Source organism: Terrabacter terrigena (genome assembly GCF_042676085.1).
Classification (GTDB): Bacteria; Actinomycetota; Actinomycetes; order Actinomycetales; family Dermatophilaceae; genus Terrabacter; species Terrabacter terrigena.
Genome location: NZ_JBHTKH010000001.1, coordinates 643,684 through 659,762, shown reverse-complemented (window position 1 = coordinate 659,762; position 16,079 = coordinate 643,684). Strand labels below are relative to the sequence as shown.

Genomic DNA, 16,079 nt, shown 5'->3' with positions numbered 1-16,079 from the left:
CCGGTCACCTCAGCGTGCCGGCGTCGGGTCGCGGTCGACCGGCCCGTGGATCGCGAACGGCGCCCCCGTGACGTGGGCCCAGTACCGGTCGCCGAACGACCAGTGCCACCACTCGGTCGGGTAGTTGACGAGTCCGGCGCGGCCGAGCGCCAGCGCGAGCACGGAGCGCAGCTGCCGGGCCTGAGAACTGATGCCCTGGGAGTCGAAGTAGCACGCCCCCGCGCTCTCCTCCGGGGTTGCGTCGACGGGGGTGCCGAGGTCGAGCCGCTCGCCGCCCGGATCGACGAGCGTGATGTCGACGGCGGCACCGCTCACGTGGGGTGCGTTCGTCGGCGGCGCGACGAACCGGCTCGTCAGACGGTCGATCTCGTCGGCACCGAGCCAGGGCTGCTCGTCCGCGATGCGACGGCGGTATGCCGCATGGATCGCCCCCTGCGCCCCCGCCGGCCGCAGCCCCTCGACGACGAGCAGGTGCAGCCCATCGGGGAGGGTCGCCTGCGCCTCGCCGAGCCGGTCGGCCAGCGTCCGGCGCACCAGACGGTGCGACCGGGCCGGCGCCGCGACCCACTCGAGCCCGAGGCCGGGCGGTGGTGCCGGCGCGGCCGGCTCGACCCGGACCCCCGCGCTCGCCACGTCGACCATCGGGGAGCCGTCGTCGACGACACGGATCCCGCGGACACGCGGGTCGGACAGCAGGGGCGGGCCGGACGTCGTGGTCAGGGAGCTCGCGGCCGGGCCGGTCATGGCAGGGCTGGTCATGGCCGGGCTGCGACGGCGCCCACCGACGCGGTGGACGCTGTCCGAACGAGCAGGTCGACGAGGGCCGGGTAGCCGATCCCGGCGGCCGCCCACATCCGTGGGAACTGCGACGCCGGCGTGAACCCGGGAAAGGTGTTGACCTCGTTCAGCACCGGGCCCTCGCTGCCGACGAGGAAGTCGACACGGGCCAGGCCCCGGCAGCCGAGGGCACGGTAGGCGGTGGCGGCGAGCCGCTCGAGGTGCTCGGTGAGCTCCGTGCCGAGCGGCGCCGGAACCGCGAACCGCGTGGCACCACTCGCGTACTTGGCGGCCTCGGTGAAGAACGGCTCGTCCGGGTCGCTCTGGACGAGCAACGAAGGGCCACAGCGCACCTCACCGTCGGGCAGCTCGAGCACCGGCACGTCCACCTCGAGGCCACACACCTCGGCCTCGACGAGCACGGAGTCGCTGCCGGCCTCGAGGGCAGCGCCCAGCGCGCGGGCGAGGTCGGGCGGCCCGGTCGTGGCGATCCGCGTGACCCCGATGCTGGAGCCGCCGTGCACGGGCTTGACGAAGACCGGGCCCACGAGCCCGGCCGCAGCCAGGTCCGCGGCGACACGGTCGAGCTCCACGGCCGAGCACGTCGCCGCCCGCGCCCGATCGACGGGGACGAGCACACCGGGTGCGACCGGCACGCCCGCACCGGCGACGACCAGCTTCGTCAGCTGCTTGTCGAGGCACACGGCGCTGGCGGCGACGGGCGAGCCGACGTAGCGCACGCCGAGCACGTCGAGGAAGCCCTGGACCGTCCCGTCCTCGCCGAGAACCCCGTGCAGGGCCGGGACCGCGACATCGCACCCGAGCAGCGTGTCCACCGCGACGAGCCGACCCGCACCGTAGGGCGTGTGCCACTCCCCAGCGCGGTCGACGAGGACGGGGACCACGTCGTGCCCCGCCCGGCGCAAACCGTCGGCGATGCCCTCGCCGCTCGCGACCGAGACGTCGTGCTCGCTGCTCGTCCCGCCGTGGATGACGGCCACCCTCATGACTGCTCCCTTCCGTTGCTGCTCCGGTCGACCGCCCAGTCGGCGCCGACGTGCCGGCGACCCACGCGACTGCCGATCCCCGTGTAGATCTCGTGCTCGTTGGTCCCCGACCAGGCGGCCCAGTCCCGCGCGGTCGGCTCCCCGTGGTCGCCCGGCCCCAGCACGACCACCTCGGTGCCGACGGCCACGGGCTCGGGGCCGAGGTCGGCGACGACCTGGTCCATGCAGACTCGTCCGATCAGCGGTGCGCGGCGGCCGCCGACCCAGATGCTCGCTCGCCCGGTCGCGGCGCGGGGGAGCCCGTCGGCGTAGCCGACGGGGACCAGCGCGAGGTGCGTGTCACGAGTGGTGCGGCCGACGTGGTCGTAGCCGACGCCGCGGCCCGCCGCCACGCGCCGCACCTGGACGACCCGCGTACGCAGGGTGAGGGCAGGCCGCAGCCCCTCACCGATTCCGTAGACGCCTGCCCCGACGCGTACGAGGTCGTATGCCGTGTCGCGTGCGTTCGCCTGTACCGCAGCGGTGTTCGCGAGATGAACCACCTCCGGCCGCAGCCCGGCTGCCCGGGCGAGGTCGAGGCCGACGCGGAACATGAGCAGCTGGCGGTGGGTGGGGACGGCGTCCGGTCGGCCCCCGTGGGACAGGTGCGACCAGATGCCGGCGACCCGAACCCGCCCTGCCGACTCGAGGGAGGCTGCGACGGACACCAGCCGCGACCAGTCCTCACCGGGGCATCCGCTGCGGTGCAGACCGGTGTCGAGCTTGAGGTGGATGCGCGGGGCCCCGGAGACACGGGCGACGGCGGCGAGGTCGGCGGGACTGCTCACCGAGAGGTCGACTCCGGCCGCCACTGCCTCCGCGGACCGGGCCGGGTCGAAGAGCCACGCGAGAATGGGCGCGCCGACGCCCGACCGGCGCAGCTCCAGGGCCTCGCTCACGCGGGTCACGCCGAGCCAGGTCGCCCCGGCTGCGAGGCACGTGCGCGCCACCGGCGCCGCCCCGTGGCCGAACGCGTCGGCCTTCACGACGGCCATGAGCTGCGTCCCTGCGGCCGAGCGCAGTGTGCGAACGTTGGCTGCCAGGGCGGCGTGATCGACGACGGCCTCGGCGAGCTCGCCCGCGGACTCGGGCAACGTCATCGGCTGTGTGCCGCCCAGTTCCATTGCGGCCGTGCCAGACTCGCGTGTCTCGATCATGCCTCGACGCTATGAGCGCACCTGCAGTCGGCGCATCGAGCCGTGGACCGACATCTCCCTCCTCCCGTGGGAGGAGGCGACGGCGGGATGGTCGGAGACCTCTGGTCAGGGCAGTGCGACCGCGCCCGTCTGGTAGGCGAGCACGACCAGGGCGACGCGGTCGCGGACGCCCGTCTTGGCGAGGATGTGCCCGACGTGAGTCTTGACGGTCGTCTCGGAGACGAAGAGCGCCTCGGCGATCTCGGAGTTGGTCAGCCCGCGCGCGATCGCGACCCAGACCTCGCGCTCGCGGTCGGTCAGCGCGGCCGTGCGATCCAGCAGGGCACCGACGACGGGTGCGCTGCGCACATACGTCTCGACGAGCCGCCGCGTGGTCGAGGGCGCGATGACGGCATCACCCGCGTGGACCGTGCGAATCGCGGCGAGGAGGTCTTCCGGCGGTGCGTCCTTGAGCAGGAAGCCCGAGGCGCCGGCACGGAGGGCCGTGAAGGCGTACTCGTCGAGGTCGAAGGTCGTCAGGACGAGGACCCTTGTCGCGCAGTCGTGCTCGGCGATGATCCGGGTCGCCTCGATGCCGTCCATGCGCGGCATGCGCACGTCCATGAGCACGACATCGGCCTCGACCCTGGCGAGGGTGTCGACGCACTGCTGCCCGTCGGCGCACTCGGCGACCACGGTGAGGTCCGGCTGTGAGCGCACGAGCATGGCGAAACCGGCCCGCACGAGAGCCTGGTCGTCGACGATCATCACGCGGATCACCGGGACACCTCGATCGGTCGCGTCGCCTCAGGGCCGAGCCGGGGGAGCGTGGCCACGACGCGGAACCCGCCTCGCGGGTCGGGGCCGGTGACGAGCGATCCTCCGAGCATGTCGACCCGCTCTGCCATACCTCGCAGCCCGTGGCCCTGCTCGACCGCGCTCCCGGGGGCCCGGGTGCCCGCAGCGGCCCCACCACCGTCGTCGACGACCTCGACGACCACGCTCGCCGGGTGGACGGTCAGCGTGACCCAGGCCGTGGCGTCGTCGCCCGCGTGCTTCATGACGTTCGTCAGTGCCTCCTGCACGATCCGGTACGCCGTGAGGCCGGTCGCCGAGCCGTGCTCGCCCTCGTGGTCCGGCAGGGGGTCCCCGGCGAAGCGCAGGTGCACCCGGCGCCCACCGTCGGTGAGCCTGGCGACGAGGGGCTCGAGGTCCGCGAGCCCCGGCTAGGGCGCTTCGGGGGCCAGGGACTCCTCGTCGCGCAGCACGCCGAGCAGCCGGCGCATCTCGGCCAGCGACGACCGTCCGGTCGCCGCGATGGTCTCGAGCGCGTTGGTGGCGACGTCGGGGTCGGCGGCCGCGGCGAACCGGGCGCCGTCGGCCTGCACGATCATCACCGACAGCCCGTGAGCCACGACGTCGTGCATCTCACGCGCGATCCGCTGCCGGTCGGCGAGCGTGTCGGCGCGGCTCACGGCCGCGCGCTCGGCGAGCTGGTGGGCGGCGGCCTCGGCGGCGTGGGTCTGCGCCTCGCGCTGGAGGGTCCGTCGCTCGCCGGCAGCGCGCACCTGGTCGGCCACCGCCCAGGTCAGCACCACGACGGCACCGCTGTTGAACAGGAAGACGGCCACCCGGTCGCCGAGGAACGTCTCGAGCGGCGGCAGGAAGTAGCCGTAGCGGACGAAGAGCATCGCAGTCGCGAGGCCGAGGGAGCCGAGGGCGGCCGTGAGGGCCCACAGGCCACTGCGCCGGTCGGTCCACAGGGTCACCCCGAACAGTGCGACGAGCGCCATGAGAACGGTCGGCAGGCCGAGCACCGCACCCAGGGCGTACAGCAGGAACGCGAGGAGCCCGCAGGCGGCGAAGGTGGCGCCGGGGAAGCGCGGCAGGAAGAGCAGGGCGACCGCGCCGAGCCCGATACCGACATAGCCGAGCACGGTGGGCTGCTCGCCGAGGTTGACCCACCACGCCTGCCTGCCCACGACGGCGACGACGGTGATCGACCCGACGAAGTAGAGCAGCGCGATGATCGCACCGACGCGGTCGACGAGGGCGCGGCCGCCGACGGGCATGGCCGGGGCGGGGACGTCGGGCCGGGCGGTCACGCGAGCACGCTACCCAAGCCGACGGCGTACGGGATCCTCCCGCGGGAGGACGTCGGGAGGATGTCGGGAGGACCCCGGCACGCCCTGGGCCGACCACCTCGCCGATTTCGGGTAATCGCCGGCGTGGCGTAGTCTTGTGCGTTGGGTGTCGTGTGCCTCGGCGCCCGAATCACGCCTGTGTCCCAGGAGCGATCCGGAGCACGGCAACCAGGCACGTCCCAAGGTCGGCCCAGTCCGGGTCGGCCACCAACAGATAGACGGAGGATATGGCCAAGAAGGACGGTGTCATCGAGATCGAGGGCACGATCGTCGAGGCTCTCCCGAACGCGATGTTCCGGGTGGAGCTCTCCAACGGTCACAAGGTGCTCGCACACATCTCGGGCAAGATGCGACAGCACTACATCAGGATCCTCCCGGAGGACCGTGTGGTGGTGGAGCTCTCTCCCTATGACCTGACCCGCGGTCGGATCGTCTTCCGGTATCGCTGAAGTTCCCCGTTGAGATCTCGAGAGACAGCAGGCAGATGAAGGTTCAGCCGAGCGTCAAGAAGATCTGCGACAAGTGCAAGGTGATCCGCCGCAACGGTCGGGTCATGGTGATCTGCGAGAACCTGCGCCACAAGCAGCGCCAGGGCTGAGCAGAACCCACCACCTCGCCGTCGACAGACTTCGACAGCACGCAAGACAAGTGAATGAAAGCAGCACCCGGCCCCTGATGACCGACCGTCGTGTCGGCGCAGGACGTCACCCCCGGCACGGAGGCCGGGGACCGGTGGCCCGTCCTTCTGTGTGGCGGGCCGAGACCCCGGATCGGTGACCTGCTCCAGACCTCCGCGAAAAGAATCCAGGAGAAAACCCAACATGGCTCGTCTTGTTGGAGTCGACCTTCCGCGCGAGAAGCGCGTCGAGGTTGCGCTGACCTACATCTTCGGTGTCGGTCGCACCCGTTCCAAGCAGGCGCTGGTTGCGACCGGCGTCGACCCCAACACCCGCGTCAAGGACCTCGGTGAGACCGAGCTCGTTGCGCTTCGTGACTTCCTCGAGGGCAACTACCGCCTCGAGGGTGACCTTCGCCGTGAGGTGCAGGCCGACATCCGCCGCAAGGTCGAGATCGGCTCCTACGAAGGTCTTCGTCACCGTCGTGGTCTCCCCGTGCGCGGCCAGCGCACCAAGACCAACGCGCGCACTCGCAAGGGCCCGAAGCGCACCGTGGCCGGCAAGAAGAAGGCCAAGTGACGCTGATCGCCTCGCGATCACGTCTCACCGACATTCAGTTCTGACGTAGGAGAAACATGCCTCCCAAGGCTCGCGTGACGAAGGTTCGTCGCAAGGAGAAGAAGAACGTCGCCCACGGGCACGCTCACATCAAGAGCACGTTCAACAACACGATCATCTCGATCACCGACCCCACCGGCGCCGTGATCGCCTGGGCCTCCGCCGGCCAGGTCGGCTTCAAGGGCTCGCGCAAGTCGACGCCGTTCGCCGCCCAGATGGCTGCCGAGGCTGCTGCCCGCCGCGCCATGGAGCACGGCATGCGCAAGGTCGACGTCTTCGTGAAGGGCCCGGGCTCGGGCCGCGAGACGGCGATCCGCTCGCTCACCGCCACCGGCCTCGAGGTCGGCGCGATCAGCGACGTCACGCCCACGCCGCACAACGGTGTCCGCCCGCCCAAGCGCCGTCGCGTCTGATCCGGCCAGAGACCAGGAAGAGTAGATAAGTCATGGCTCGTTACACCGGCCCGATCACCAAGAAGTCCCGCCGCCTGAAGATGGACCTCGTCGGCGGCGACAAGAACTTCGAGCTCCGCCCGTTCCCGCCCGGCCAGCACGGCCGTCGCCGGATCCAGGAGAAGGAGTACCTGACCCAGCTCCAGGAGAAGCAGCGTGCCCGCTTCACCTACGGCGTCATGGAGAAGCAGTTCGTCCGCTACTACAAGGAAGCGGCGAAGCGCCCCGGCAAGACCGGTGAGAACCTTCTCCAGATCCTCGAGTCGCGCCTCGACAACGTGGTCTACCGCGCGGGCCTGGCCCGCACGCGTCGCCACGCCCGTCAGCTCGTGACCCACGGTCACTTCGAGGTCAACGGCGTGCGCGTCGACGTCCCGAGCTACCGCGTCGAGCAGTACGACATCATCACGGTCCGCAAGCAGTCCGTCGAGAGCTTCCCGTTCGAGCTGGCCCGCCAGACGTTCGGCGAGCGTCCCGTCCCGGCCTGGATGCAGGTCGTCGACGGCTCGCTGCAGATCCTCATCCACCAGCTCCCGGTGCGCGCGCAGATCGACTCGCAGCTCACCGAGCAGCTGATCGTCGAGCTCTACTCGAAGAACTGACTCAAGGCCCCGTATGCCGTGAAGCCAGCTTCACGGCATACGGGATCCCTTGTCCCTGGGGCCGGCTCGCAGACAGAGCCGTGCCGGCCCGCCCGGATCACGACCGGGCAGTTTCACGAGGCGTCATATGGCGGTCGCCCGTGGGAAGGAACTGAACAGTGCTCATCGCACAGCGTCCCGTGCTCTCCGAAGAGGTCGTGGTCGAGGCCCGCAGCCGCTTCACCATCGAGCCGCTCGAGCCCGGCTTCGGCTACACGCTCGGCAACTCCCTCCGTCGCACCCTGCTCTCGAGCATCCCCGGCGCGGCGGTCACCTCCATCCGCATCGACGGCGTGCTCCACGAGTTCACGACCGTGCCGGGCGTGAAGGAGGACGTCACCGAGATGATCCTCAACATCAAGGGCCTCGTCGTCTCCTCGGAGCACGACGAGCCGGTCGTGATGTACCTGCGCAAGCAGGGCCCGGGTGCGGTCACGGCCGCCGACATCACGCCCCCGGCGGGTGTCGAGGTGCACAACCCCGACCTGCACATCGCGACGCTGAACGACAAGGGCAAGCTCGAGATGGAGCTGACCGTGGAGCGTGGCCGTGGCTACGTCTCGGCGCAGCAGAACAAGTCCGGTGACCAGGAGATCGGCCGCATCCCGGTCGACTCGATCTACAGCCCGGTGCTCACCGTGACCTACAAGGTCGAGGCGACCCGTGTCGAGCAGCGCACCGACTTCGACAAGCTCATCGTCGACGTCGAGACGAAGAACTCGATGACCCCGCGTGACGCCATGGCCTCGGCCGGCAAGACGCTCGTCGAGCTCTTCGGCCTGGCCCGCGAGCTCAACGTCGAGGCGGAGGGCATCGACATGGGCCCGTCGCCGACGGACGCCGCGCTCGCCGCGGACCTCGCCCTGCCGATCGAGGACCTCGACCTCACCGTTCGTTCCTACAACTGCCTCAAGCGCGAGGGCATCCACACCGTGGGTGAGCTCGTGGGCCGCAGCGAGGCCGACCTGCTCGACATCCGCAACTTCGGTGCGAAGTCGATCGACGAGGTCAAGGCCAAGCTCGTCGGCATGGGTCTGGCCCTCAAGGACAGCCCGCCCGGGTTCGACCCGTCGGCCCTGGTCGACGGCTACGGCGACGATGACTACAGCGACGACGACGACCAGTCGTTCGTCGAGGACGAGCGTCTCTGACCAACCGCTTCTTGACCGAGCCCTCGACGCCCTGCTCGAGAACGGCCTGGTCGGACTTCTAGGAGAAACGAAATGCCCACCCCCACCAAGGGTCCCCGCGTCGGTGGCGGCCCCGCCCACGAGCGGCTGATCCTGGCCAACCTCGCGACGTCGCTCTTCGAGCACGACAAGATCACGACGACGGAGGCCAAGGCCAAGCGCCTGCGCCCGCTCGCCGAGCGTCTCATCACGTTCGCCAAGCGCGGCGACCTGCACGCCCGCCGCCGCGTCCTCACGGTCGTGCGCGACAAGGGTGTCGTCCACCGTCTCTTCGCCGAGATCGCCCCCGACATGGCGGCTCGCGAGGGCGGCTACACCCGCATCACGAAGATCGGCGCCCGCAAGGGTGACAACGCGCCCATGGTCGTCATCGAGCTCGTCCGCGAGCCGCTGTCGGCCAAGAAGGCGACGGTCAAGGAGGCCGAGGCCGCCACGAAGCGCGCTGCGAAGCAGAGCGAGTCGAAGAAGGCCGCCGCCGAGACGAAGGCTGCCGAGGACGCCGACAAGGTCGAGGCCACCGAGACCACCGACGCCACTGAGACCGACGCCACCGAGACCGCTGCCCTCGAGCTGCCCGAGGGCGCCGTCGCCGCGAACGAGGACGGCTCGGCCCCCGAGGGCTACACCGTCAAGGGCAACGCCGACTCCGGCAAGTACCACGAGCCCGACGGCCAGTGGTACGACCAGACGATCGCCGAGTTCTGGTTCAAGTCGGCCGAGGACGCCGAGAAGGCCGGCTTCGTCAAGGCCGGTTCCGGCTCCTGAGCCACGCACCACCCCATCGAGAAAGCAGTTCGTCCGACCGGACGGACTGCTTTCTCGATTTTCAGGCGGAGTGCTCGTTCGATCACCACGCGTGGGCGACGTCGACGACCAGCCGTCGGCCGCCGTCGGCGTCGGCGACGACGAAGGCGCGCATCGGCAGCCGGGTGCGCACACCGAGGCCGTAGTCGGTGTAGCCCTCGAAGCTGCCGATGTTCTTCAGCTGCCGGAAGGTCCGCCAGCCGGAGAACGTCGTGGTGCTCGGGGACAGCGTCGAGGGAGCGTTGACCGTGACCTGGATCTTGGCGCCACCGGTGACGGGCACCGGGAAGCCGCTGCCCGGGCTGGTGACCGCGCTGACGTAGCGCACGCGGTAGCCCAGCGTGCCCCGGCCCGGGTTGAGGTCGAAGACGACCCGGTCGAAGCACGCGTGCTGCCCTGCCCTCGCCGAGGTGACCCGGCCGGTCCAGAGCAGGCTCGGGCTCGTCGCCTTCGTGCTCGAGCCCCACGTGATGCCGCAGAACGGTGCGGCGGAGGCCGACGTGGTGGCCGCGACCGCCGCCGGGACGGCGAGGGCGGCGGCGAGCGCTGCGCCCGCGAGCCGGCGAGAGATGGTGTGCATGAGGTTCCCCTTCCGCGACCCCGAGCCCTGTTGCCCGAGGCTCCACACACAAGACGTGTGAAGGTCAGAGGTGGTTGACGCCCTCGTGGTACATCGCGTCAGCGCCCGGTTAGGCTCGGTCGCGATGAGCGAGGAGAACGGGTCGGGCGAGGCGGACGCCGCCCTGCTGAGGGTGCGCATCGACCTCGCCTACGACGGGACGCACTTCTCCGGCTGGGCCGCGCAACCAGGTTTGCGCACCGTCCAGGGCGAGCTGACCGCAGCGCTCGGCACGGTGCTGCGCAGCCCCGAGCCCGCACGCGTGACCGTGGCCGGCCGTACCGACGCTGGCGTGCACGCCCGCGGGCAGGTCGTGCACACCGACCTCGATCCGGAGGCCTGGGCGGCCCTGCCCGGGCGGTCCGACCGGGAGCCCGGTCCGTCCCTCGTGAGCCGGCTCGGCGGCATCCTGCCCCGTGACATCGTGGTGCGTCGGGCGGCATTGGCGCCCAAGGGTTTCGACGCTCGCTTCGCGGCGCTCGAGCGGCGCTACGTGTACCGCATCGCCGATGCCGGAGCCGTGCGCGATCCGTTGCGCAGGTATGACACGGTCTGGTGGCGCAAGCCCCTCGACGCGGGCGCGATGGACGACGCGGCGCGATCACTCGTCGGACTGCGCGACTTCGCCGCCTTCTGCAAGCAGCGCGAGGGTGCCACCACCGTGCGCACCCTGCTCGCCTTCTCGTGGACGCGCCTCGACGACGGGGTGCTCGCCGCCACCGTGCGCGCTGACGCGTTCTGCCACTCGATGGTGCGTTCGCTCGTCGGAGCGGTGGTGCCGGTGGGGGAGGGGCGGCGCGACCGTGGCTGGCCCCGGGCCCTGCAGGAGCGCCACGACCGTGCCCCGGGCATCCACGTCATGCCTGCCCACGGGCTCAGCCTCGAGGAGGTCCGCTACCCGGCGGACGAGGACCTCGCGGCCCGCTCCTCGCTGACCCGGGCCCGGCGAGGGCCCGCCTGAGCACGTCTCGGCGACGAGACAAGACGTCTCGGCGACGAGACTCGACCCGGCGCCGAGTGGAGCCCTGTGATTGGATCCTCGTCATGACTGCCCGCCCGACCCGTGCCGTCTCGGTCGGCCTGCTGACGTGTGCGCTGGTGCTGACCGGCTGCTCGAAGGGTCCGGCCGCCGACCCGACGACCCCGTCCGACGCGGGTCCGGCCTCGTCCGCAGCGCCGACCTCGCCGTCCTCCCCGTCCTCCCCGTCCTCCCCGACCGGGACGGAGCCGTCGGGCTCCGCCACGGCGACAGCCGAGGGCGACGAGGTCAGGAGCCGTTCGGGCACGTTCACCGTCGTGCCGCCCGAGGGCTGGGCCGAGGCCACCGACAAGGCCGACGGTGTCGCGAACATCGACCTGGTGCTCCTGTCGTCGAAGAAGGTCGGCTCCTTCGCGAACAACCTCGTCGTGCTGTCGTCGGCGGGGGACCAGGCGGTGCTCGACGACGAGATGGCCAAGGGCCGCGACCAGATGACCGCCGCCGGCCGCGTGGTCACCGCCGCGCCGACACGGTCGGTGGCGGGGGCCCCGGCCGTCGGCTTCTCGACCACGTTCGACCGTGACGGCATCAAGGTGCTGGCCCGGTCGTACGGCGTCCAGCGCGACGGCAGGATCTACCTGCTCACGCTGAGCTCGTCCCAAGGCGACGCCGAGCACGCCCTCGCCGAGTTCGACGACCTGCTCTCGACCTGGGCGTGGACGTAGCCCGATGCCACGACTGACACCGTCGGCGGCCCTGCTCCCGACGATCGGCCTCGTCATGGCTTCGGCCCTGGCGGGGTGCTCCGACGACGCCCCGCCCCCGGTGCAGGCCCAGCCCACCGACACGGGCGTGGTGCACCTGCCGACGTCGGTCGCGCCCACGACCGACAGCGCAGGCCACCGCATCCAGGCGCTGCCCGCCCAGGCGAGCCGGCCGGCGCTGACCGACGAGCGCGTGCGCGGTTTCGACTACAGCTACCGCCAGCCCGTCGGCTGGTCGCAGGGCGAGCGCGACCTCGACCCACCGCCCGACACCGTGGTGCAGCCCGACGACACCGACGTGCCTGCCTTCATCGCCGTCGAGCGTCCCATCAGGATCGGCTCGAGCTCGCTCAAGGAGGCCGTCGACCGGCTCCGCAGCGGCTTCGAGGAGAAGGGGTTCCGGCCCATGGCCGCGCCCGAGCGCCAGGTCGGTGGCTACTCCGCGATGGGTATCGTCGTCGACCAGTCCGACGAGCTGCGTCACGTCTACTACGTCGTTGCCTACGCCGAGCAGGCCTTCGCGATCCGCCTCACCTACGACCCGAACCGGCCCGAGGCGCTCGACGTCTACCGCGCGGTGCTCGACTCGTGGTCATGGGGCTGACGGCCGACCGAGGCCGGCCGCGGGTGCGCGTCGTCCGCGTTATCCGCGTGACGCGACCGGCCGGCATACGTCAGGCTTGACCCCCGTGGGCCACGTCGACGTCAACTCCGTCTCCTTCAGCCTGCCCGACGGCAGGCCGCTGCTCAACGACGTCTCGGTGCGGGTCGGTGAGGGGGCCAAGATCGCGTTGATCGGGCCCAACGGCACCGGCAAGACGACGCTGACGCGCATCGTCGCCGGCGACCTCGCCGCGCACGAGGGAGCCGTCACACGCTCCGGAGGACTCGGCGTCATGCGCCAGTTCATCGGCAAGGTCCGCGACGACACGACCGTTCGCGACCTGCTCGTCTCCGTCGCGCCCGACCGCATCCGCAGGGCTGCCGAGGAGATCGACCGCACCGAGCTGGCCATGATGGAGCGCGACTCCGAGGCCGACCAGATGGCCTACGCGCACGCGCTCGTGGAGTGGGGCGAGGCCCATGGCTACGAGCAGGAGACGCTGTGGGACCAGTGCACCATGGCGGCCCTGGGCGTGCCCTACGAGAAGGCGCAGTGGCGCAAGGTCAACACGCTCTCGGGCGGTGAGCAGAAGCGGCTCGTCCTCGAGGCGCTGCTCCGCGGTCCGGAGGAGGTGCTGCTCCTCGACGAGCCGGACAACTACCTCGACGTTCCGACGAAGCGCTGGCTCGAGGAGGCGCTCGTCGCGAGCCCCAAGACGGTGCTCTTCATCAGCCACGACCGCGAGCTGCTCGACCGGGTCGCGACCCGCATCGCGACGCTCGAGCCGGGCGCGGCTGGTGCGACCCTGTGGGTGCACCCGGGGCGGTTCTCGACGTATGCCGCCGCGCGGGCCGACCGCAACGCGCGCCTCGAGGAGCTGCGCCGCCGCTGGGACGAGGAGCACGTCAAGCTCAAGACCCTCGTGCAGACGCTGAAGGTCAAGGCGAAGTACAACGACGGGATGGCCTCGCGCTACCAGGCGGCGCAGACTCGCCTCGCGAAGTTCGAGCAGGCGGGCCCGCCCGAGAAGACGCCGATGACCCAGTCGGTCAAGATGCGGCTCACCGGCGGGCGCACGGCCAAGCGGGCCGTCGTCGCGACGGACCTCGAGCTGACCGGGCTGATGAGGCCCTTCGACCTCGAGGTCTGGTACGGCGAGCGCGTCGCGATCCTCGGCAGCAACGGCTCTGGCAAGTCGCACTTCCTCCGGCTGCTCGCGAGCGGCGGCACCGACCCCGAGCGCGAGCACCAGCCGGTCGGCGACGTGCAGCCCGACCCCGTCGCGCACAGCGGCGTCGTCCGGCTCGGGTCGCGAGTGCGTCCGGGATGGTTCGCCCAGACCCACCAGCACCCGTCGCTGCTCGGGCGCACGCTGCTCGAGATCCTGCACCGTGGCGACGAGCACCGCGCCGGCAAGCCCCGTGAGGAGGCGGCGCGAGCGCTGGACCGCTACGAGCTCGCGAGGTCGGGCGAGCAGCGCTTCGACTCGCTCTCCGGGGGGCAGCAGGCGCGTTTCCAGATCCTGCTGCTCGAGCTGTCCGGTGCCACGATGCTGCTCCTCGACGAGCCGACCGACAACCTCGACCTGCAGTCGGCCGAGGCCCTGGAGGAGGGGCTCGACCGGTTCGAGGGAACCGTCGTCGCGGTCACCCACGACCGGTGGTTCGCCCGCGGCTTCGACCGGTTCCTCGTGTTCGGGTCCGACGGTCGCGTCTACGAGTCGACCGAGCCGGTGTGGGACGAAGGCCGGGTCGTCCGCCCACGCTGACCGGAGTAGCGTCGAGGCCATGCTGCTGCGCGAGCTCGAGACCGGTGTCGTCGGAGCCCCGATGGCCGGCGGGCCGACCACGCCTGAGCTCGTCGCAGCCGTGGGAGACGCCGGGGGCCTCGGCTTCCTCGCCGGCGGCTACCTCACCGCGCCCGGCCTGGCAGCGGCCATCGCCGAGGTCTGGGACGCCACGTCGCGCCCGTTCGGCGTCAACCTCTTCGTGCCCGAGCAGGCCAACGCGTACGCCGTCGGCCCGGGTGCGCTGACCGGCACCGAGCGCGCGACGGCCGTCGCCGCCTATCGCGAACGACTCGCGGCCGACGCGGAGGCGGTCGGGGCCGAGCCCGGCGAGGCACGACCCGGTGACGACGACGACTGGGAGCGCAAGGTCGACCTCGTCGTGCGCGAGAAGGTGCCGGTCGTGTCGTTCACGTTCGGGCTGCCCGACGCTGCAGTGCTCGGGGCGCTGCGCCGGTCGGGCACCGAGACGGTCGCCACCGTCACCGACCTCGATGAGGCCCGAGCCGCGCTCGAGGCGGGTGTCGACGCCCTCTGCCTCCAGGGTCCCGACGGGGGCGGCCACCGCGGCACGCTCGACCCCACCAAGGACCCGTCGCCCCTCGACCTCGCCGAGCTGGTGACGGCCGTGCGCGCCGAGACCGAGGTGCCGCTCGTCGCCGCGGGGGGCATCTCCACCCGTGAGCGTGCGGAGCAGGTGCGCGCGGCGGGGGCGGACGCCGTGCAGGTCGGCACCGCCCTGCTGCTCACGCCCGAAGCAGGCACCGGCCTCGCCTACCGGCGAGCTCTCGGCGATGCGGCCTTCACCGGCACCGCCGTCACCCGCGCCTACTCGGGGCGGTGGGCCCGCGGCCTCGAGACCGACTTCGTGCGCCGGCACGACGGCGAGGCCCCGGCCGCCTACCCCGAGGTGCACCACCTCACCGTGCCGCTGCGGCGGGCGTCGGCCAGGGCCGAGCGTCCCGACCTGCTCGCGCTGTGGGCAGGCACCGGGTGGCGCTCGGCCCGCGCGGTGCCGGCGGCGACCGTCGTCGCCGAGCTCGCGCGCGCCTGAGAGCCCGGTCCGACGTATGCCGTCAGGCGGGGAGACGGCATGCGGACACCGGTGGGGCGCGACGCCCCCCGGCCGGGAGACGGCATACGGTGACGTCATGCCGAGCGCCGAGGGAAACCTGACCTGGGAACCTGCCGCCGGGCGGCCCGACCTGCTGGCGCCGCCGGTCGCCGCGGCCCTGGGCCAGGTGCCCGAGGTGCGGGTGGCCGCCATCGACGCGGGCCTCGCCGACACCGCCGCGTTCTGCGAGGCCTATGACGTCGCGCCGGAGGCGTCCGCCAACTGCGTCGTCGTCGAGGCGAGGCGAGGTGAGACGACGACCCTCGCGGCGGTGATGGTGCTCGCGACCGACCGCGCCGACATCAACCGGGTCGTGCGACGGCATCTCGGCGCCCGCAAGATCTCGTTCGCCGACCAGGCCAAGGCGCAGGAGCTGACCGGGATGCAGCAGGGCGGGATCACCCCCGTCGGGCTGCCCTCCGACTGGCCGGTGCTCGTCGACAAGGCTGTCGCCGAGGCGGGGCCGGTCGTCGTCGGAGCCGGCGTGCGTGGTGCCAAGCTGCTGCTCGACGGCGCCGCGCTCGCGGCGCTGCCGACCGCCGAGGTCGTCGAGCTCGCCATCAGAGAGGGCTGACACCGGCTCGGGCGCGCCCGTGGCCACGAGGCCCAGACTCCTGCCTGCGTCGGGGGCCAGAGTGACGGCATGAGGCAAGATCTCGCAACATCCTGAGCACAGATGCAAAATTTTGCAGTTCTGGTCTGGCGCGGTGTCCGAATTGGGCGCTAGGTTCTCCGACGGTGGTCGAGCGTCCAGACGCGGGCGCGAGCGACCCAAGCCCACGAAGGAG

Annotated in this window: 20 protein-coding genes; 13 read left to right on the top strand and 7 right to left on the bottom strand. The window is 71.6% G+C overall.

Annotation, left to right across the window (positions count from 1 at the left end; genetic code table 11):
* Positions 1-9 precede the first annotated feature (9 nt).
* The 6 genes from ACFQ2V_RS03025 to ACFQ2V_RS03000 form a co-directional block, all read right to left on the bottom strand.
* Positions 10-759 (bottom strand): M15 family metallopeptidase, encoded by a 750-nt coding sequence (locus ACFQ2V_RS03025; RefSeq protein WP_386050599.1) that lies wholly within the window; start codon positions 757-759, stop codon positions 10-12.
* On the bottom strand, positions 756-1,784 hold the full coding sequence (locus tag ACFQ2V_RS03020; RefSeq protein WP_386050597.1) for a D-alanine--D-alanine ligase family protein: 1,029 nt from the start codon (positions 1,782-1,784) through the stop codon (positions 756-758). The genes ACFQ2V_RS03025 and ACFQ2V_RS03020 overlap by 4 nt, the downstream gene beginning before the upstream one ends.
* Positions 1,781-2,980: an alanine racemase gene (gene alr, locus ACFQ2V_RS03015; RefSeq protein WP_386050595.1), complete on the bottom strand. Its 1,200-nt coding sequence runs from the start codon at positions 2,978-2,980 to the stop codon at positions 1,781-1,783. Before alr ends, ACFQ2V_RS03020 begins: the two co-directional genes overlap by 4 nt.
* Positions 2,981-3,085: 105 nt before the next feature.
* A complete protein-coding gene (locus ACFQ2V_RS03010; protein ID WP_386050593.1) occupies positions 3,086-3,739 on the bottom strand; it encodes a response regulator in 654 nt (217 codons plus the stop codon).
* Positions 3,736-4,128: an ATP-binding protein gene (locus ACFQ2V_RS03005; protein ID WP_386050591.1), complete on the bottom strand. Its 393-nt coding sequence runs from the start codon at positions 4,126-4,128 to the stop codon at positions 3,736-3,738. Before ACFQ2V_RS03005 ends, ACFQ2V_RS03010 begins: the two co-directional genes overlap by 4 nt.
* A 57-nt stretch (positions 4,129-4,185) precedes the next feature.
* Positions 4,186-5,064, bottom strand: a complete 879-nt coding sequence (locus ACFQ2V_RS03000; protein ID WP_386050589.1) for a histidine kinase dimerization/phosphoacceptor domain-containing protein — start codon at positions 5,062-5,064, stop codon at positions 4,186-4,188.
* 266 nt (positions 5,065-5,330) lie between these two features.
* Between ACFQ2V_RS03000 and infA the strand changes: the two genes are divergently transcribed.
* The 7 genes from infA (at position 5,331) to rplQ (ending at position 9,386) form a co-directional block, all read left to right on the top strand.
* Positions 5,331-5,552: a translation initiation factor IF-1 gene (infA, locus tag ACFQ2V_RS02995; protein WP_013493543.1), complete on the top strand. Its 222-nt coding sequence runs from the start codon at positions 5,331-5,333 to the stop codon at positions 5,550-5,552.
* A 35-nt stretch (positions 5,553-5,587) separates the two neighbouring features.
* On the top strand, positions 5,588-5,701 hold the full coding sequence (gene rpmJ, locus ACFQ2V_RS02990) for a 50S ribosomal protein L36 (protein WP_006592630.1): 114 nt from the start codon (positions 5,588-5,590) through the stop codon (positions 5,699-5,701).
* Positions 5,702-5,924: 223 nt separating this feature from the next.
* Positions 5,925-6,299: a 30S ribosomal protein S13 gene (gene rpsM / locus ACFQ2V_RS02985; protein WP_045191882.1), complete on the top strand. Its 375-nt coding sequence runs from the start codon at positions 5,925-5,927 to the stop codon at positions 6,297-6,299.
* A gap of 56 nt (positions 6,300-6,355) precedes the next feature.
* On the top strand, positions 6,356-6,751 hold the full coding sequence (rpsK, locus tag ACFQ2V_RS02980; RefSeq protein WP_020143208.1) for a 30S ribosomal protein S11: 396 nt from the start codon (positions 6,356-6,358) through the stop codon (positions 6,749-6,751).
* A 32-nt stretch (positions 6,752-6,783) separates the two neighbouring features.
* On the top strand, positions 6,784-7,392 hold the full coding sequence (gene rpsD, locus ACFQ2V_RS02975; RefSeq protein ID WP_026864123.1) for a 30S ribosomal protein S4: 609 nt from the start codon (positions 6,784-6,786) through the stop codon (positions 7,390-7,392).
* 158 nt (positions 7,393-7,550) lie between these two features.
* Positions 7,551-8,582 (top strand): DNA-directed RNA polymerase subunit alpha, encoded by a 1,032-nt coding sequence (locus ACFQ2V_RS02970; RefSeq protein ID WP_045191880.1) that lies wholly within the window; start codon positions 7,551-7,553, stop codon positions 8,580-8,582.
* Between the two features lie 72 nt (positions 8,583-8,654).
* Positions 8,655-9,386, top strand: coding sequence for a 50S ribosomal protein L17, sunset domain variant (gene rplQ, locus ACFQ2V_RS02965; RefSeq protein WP_386050586.1), 732 nt, complete (start codon positions 8,655-8,657; stop codon positions 9,384-9,386).
* An 82-nt stretch (positions 9,387-9,468) separates the two neighbouring features.
* Here the strand turns inward: rplQ and ACFQ2V_RS02960 are convergent, their stop codons facing one another.
* A complete protein-coding gene (locus tag ACFQ2V_RS02960) occupies positions 9,469-10,005 on the bottom strand; it encodes an AMIN-like domain-containing (lipo)protein (protein ID WP_386050584.1) in 537 nt (178 codons plus the stop codon).
* Between the two features lie 124 nt (positions 10,006-10,129).
* Here ACFQ2V_RS02960 and ACFQ2V_RS02955 point away from each other — a divergent pair, with 124 nt between their 5' ends.
* The 6 genes from ACFQ2V_RS02955 (at position 10,130) to ACFQ2V_RS02930 (ending at position 15,865) form a co-directional block, all read left to right on the top strand.
* Positions 10,130-11,005, top strand: coding sequence for a tRNA pseudouridine synthase A (locus ACFQ2V_RS02955; RefSeq protein WP_386050583.1), 876 nt, complete (start codon positions 10,130-10,132; stop codon positions 11,003-11,005).
* An 83-nt stretch (positions 11,006-11,088) separates the two neighbouring features.
* Positions 11,089-11,748 (top strand): hypothetical protein, encoded by a 660-nt coding sequence (locus tag ACFQ2V_RS02950; protein WP_386050581.1) that lies wholly within the window; start codon positions 11,089-11,091, stop codon positions 11,746-11,748.
* A 4-nt stretch (positions 11,749-11,752) separates the two neighbouring features.
* Positions 11,753-12,391: a hypothetical protein gene (locus ACFQ2V_RS02945; RefSeq protein WP_386050579.1), complete on the top strand. Its 639-nt coding sequence runs from the start codon at positions 11,753-11,755 to the stop codon at positions 12,389-12,391.
* An 85-nt stretch (positions 12,392-12,476) separates the two neighbouring features.
* Entirely contained in the window at positions 12,477-14,159 is a 1,683-nt protein-coding gene (locus ACFQ2V_RS02940; protein WP_386050577.1) for an ABC-F family ATP-binding cassette domain-containing protein, read from the top strand.
* Between the two features lie 19 nt (positions 14,160-14,178).
* Positions 14,179-15,231, top strand: coding sequence for an NAD(P)H-dependent flavin oxidoreductase (locus tag ACFQ2V_RS02935; protein ID WP_386050576.1), 1,053 nt, complete (start codon positions 14,179-14,181; stop codon positions 15,229-15,231).
* A gap of 97 nt (positions 15,232-15,328) precedes the next feature.
* A complete protein-coding gene (locus ACFQ2V_RS02930; RefSeq protein ID WP_386050574.1) occupies positions 15,329-15,865 on the top strand; it encodes a YbaK/EbsC family protein in 537 nt (178 codons plus the stop codon).
* The last annotated feature ends 214 nt before the right edge of the window (positions 15,866-16,079 follow it).

Excerpts from the sequence above, each read along its gene's own strand:
- ACFQ2V_RS03025 (WP_386050599.1), bottom strand. The coding sequence starts at position 759 with ATGACCAGCCCTGCCATGACCGGCCCGGCCGCGAGCTCCCTGACCACG.
- ACFQ2V_RS03020 (WP_386050597.1), bottom strand. The coding sequence starts at position 1,784 with ATGAGGGTGGCCGTCATCCACGGCGGGACGAGCAGCGAGCACGACGTC.
- alr (WP_386050595.1), bottom strand. The coding sequence starts at position 2,980 with ATGATCGAGACACGCGAGTCTGGCACGGCCGCAATGGAACTGGGCGGC.
- infA (WP_013493543.1), top strand. The coding sequence starts at position 5,331 with ATGGCCAAGAAGGACGGTGTCATCGAGATCGAGGGCACGATCGTCGAG.
- rpmJ (WP_006592630.1), top strand. The coding sequence starts at position 5,588 with ATGAAGGTTCAGCCGAGCGTCAAGAAGATCTGCGACAAGTGCAAGGTG.
- rpsM (WP_045191882.1), top strand. The coding sequence starts at position 5,925 with ATGGCTCGTCTTGTTGGAGTCGACCTTCCGCGCGAGAAGCGCGTCGAG.
- rpsK (WP_020143208.1), top strand. The coding sequence starts at position 6,356 with ATGCCTCCCAAGGCTCGCGTGACGAAGGTTCGTCGCAAGGAGAAGAAG.
- rpsD (WP_026864123.1), top strand. The coding sequence starts at position 6,784 with ATGGCTCGTTACACCGGCCCGATCACCAAGAAGTCCCGCCGCCTGAAG.
- rplQ (WP_386050586.1), top strand. The coding sequence starts at position 8,655 with ATGCCCACCCCCACCAAGGGTCCCCGCGTCGGTGGCGGCCCCGCCCAC.
- ACFQ2V_RS02960 (WP_386050584.1), bottom strand. The coding sequence starts at position 10,005 with ATGCACACCATCTCTCGCCGGCTCGCGGGCGCAGCGCTCGCCGCCGCC.
- ACFQ2V_RS02955 (WP_386050583.1), top strand. The coding sequence starts at position 10,130 with ATGAGCGAGGAGAACGGGTCGGGCGAGGCGGACGCCGCCCTGCTGAGG.
- ACFQ2V_RS02950 (WP_386050581.1), top strand. The coding sequence starts at position 11,089 with ATGACTGCCCGCCCGACCCGTGCCGTCTCGGTCGGCCTGCTGACGTGT.
- ACFQ2V_RS02945 (WP_386050579.1), top strand. The coding sequence starts at position 11,753 with ATGCCACGACTGACACCGTCGGCGGCCCTGCTCCCGACGATCGGCCTC.
- ACFQ2V_RS02935 (WP_386050576.1), top strand. The coding sequence starts at position 14,179 with ATGCTGCTGCGCGAGCTCGAGACCGGTGTCGTCGGAGCCCCGATGGCC.
- ACFQ2V_RS02930 (WP_386050574.1), top strand. The coding sequence starts at position 15,329 with ATGCCGAGCGCCGAGGGAAACCTGACCTGGGAACCTGCCGCCGGGCGG.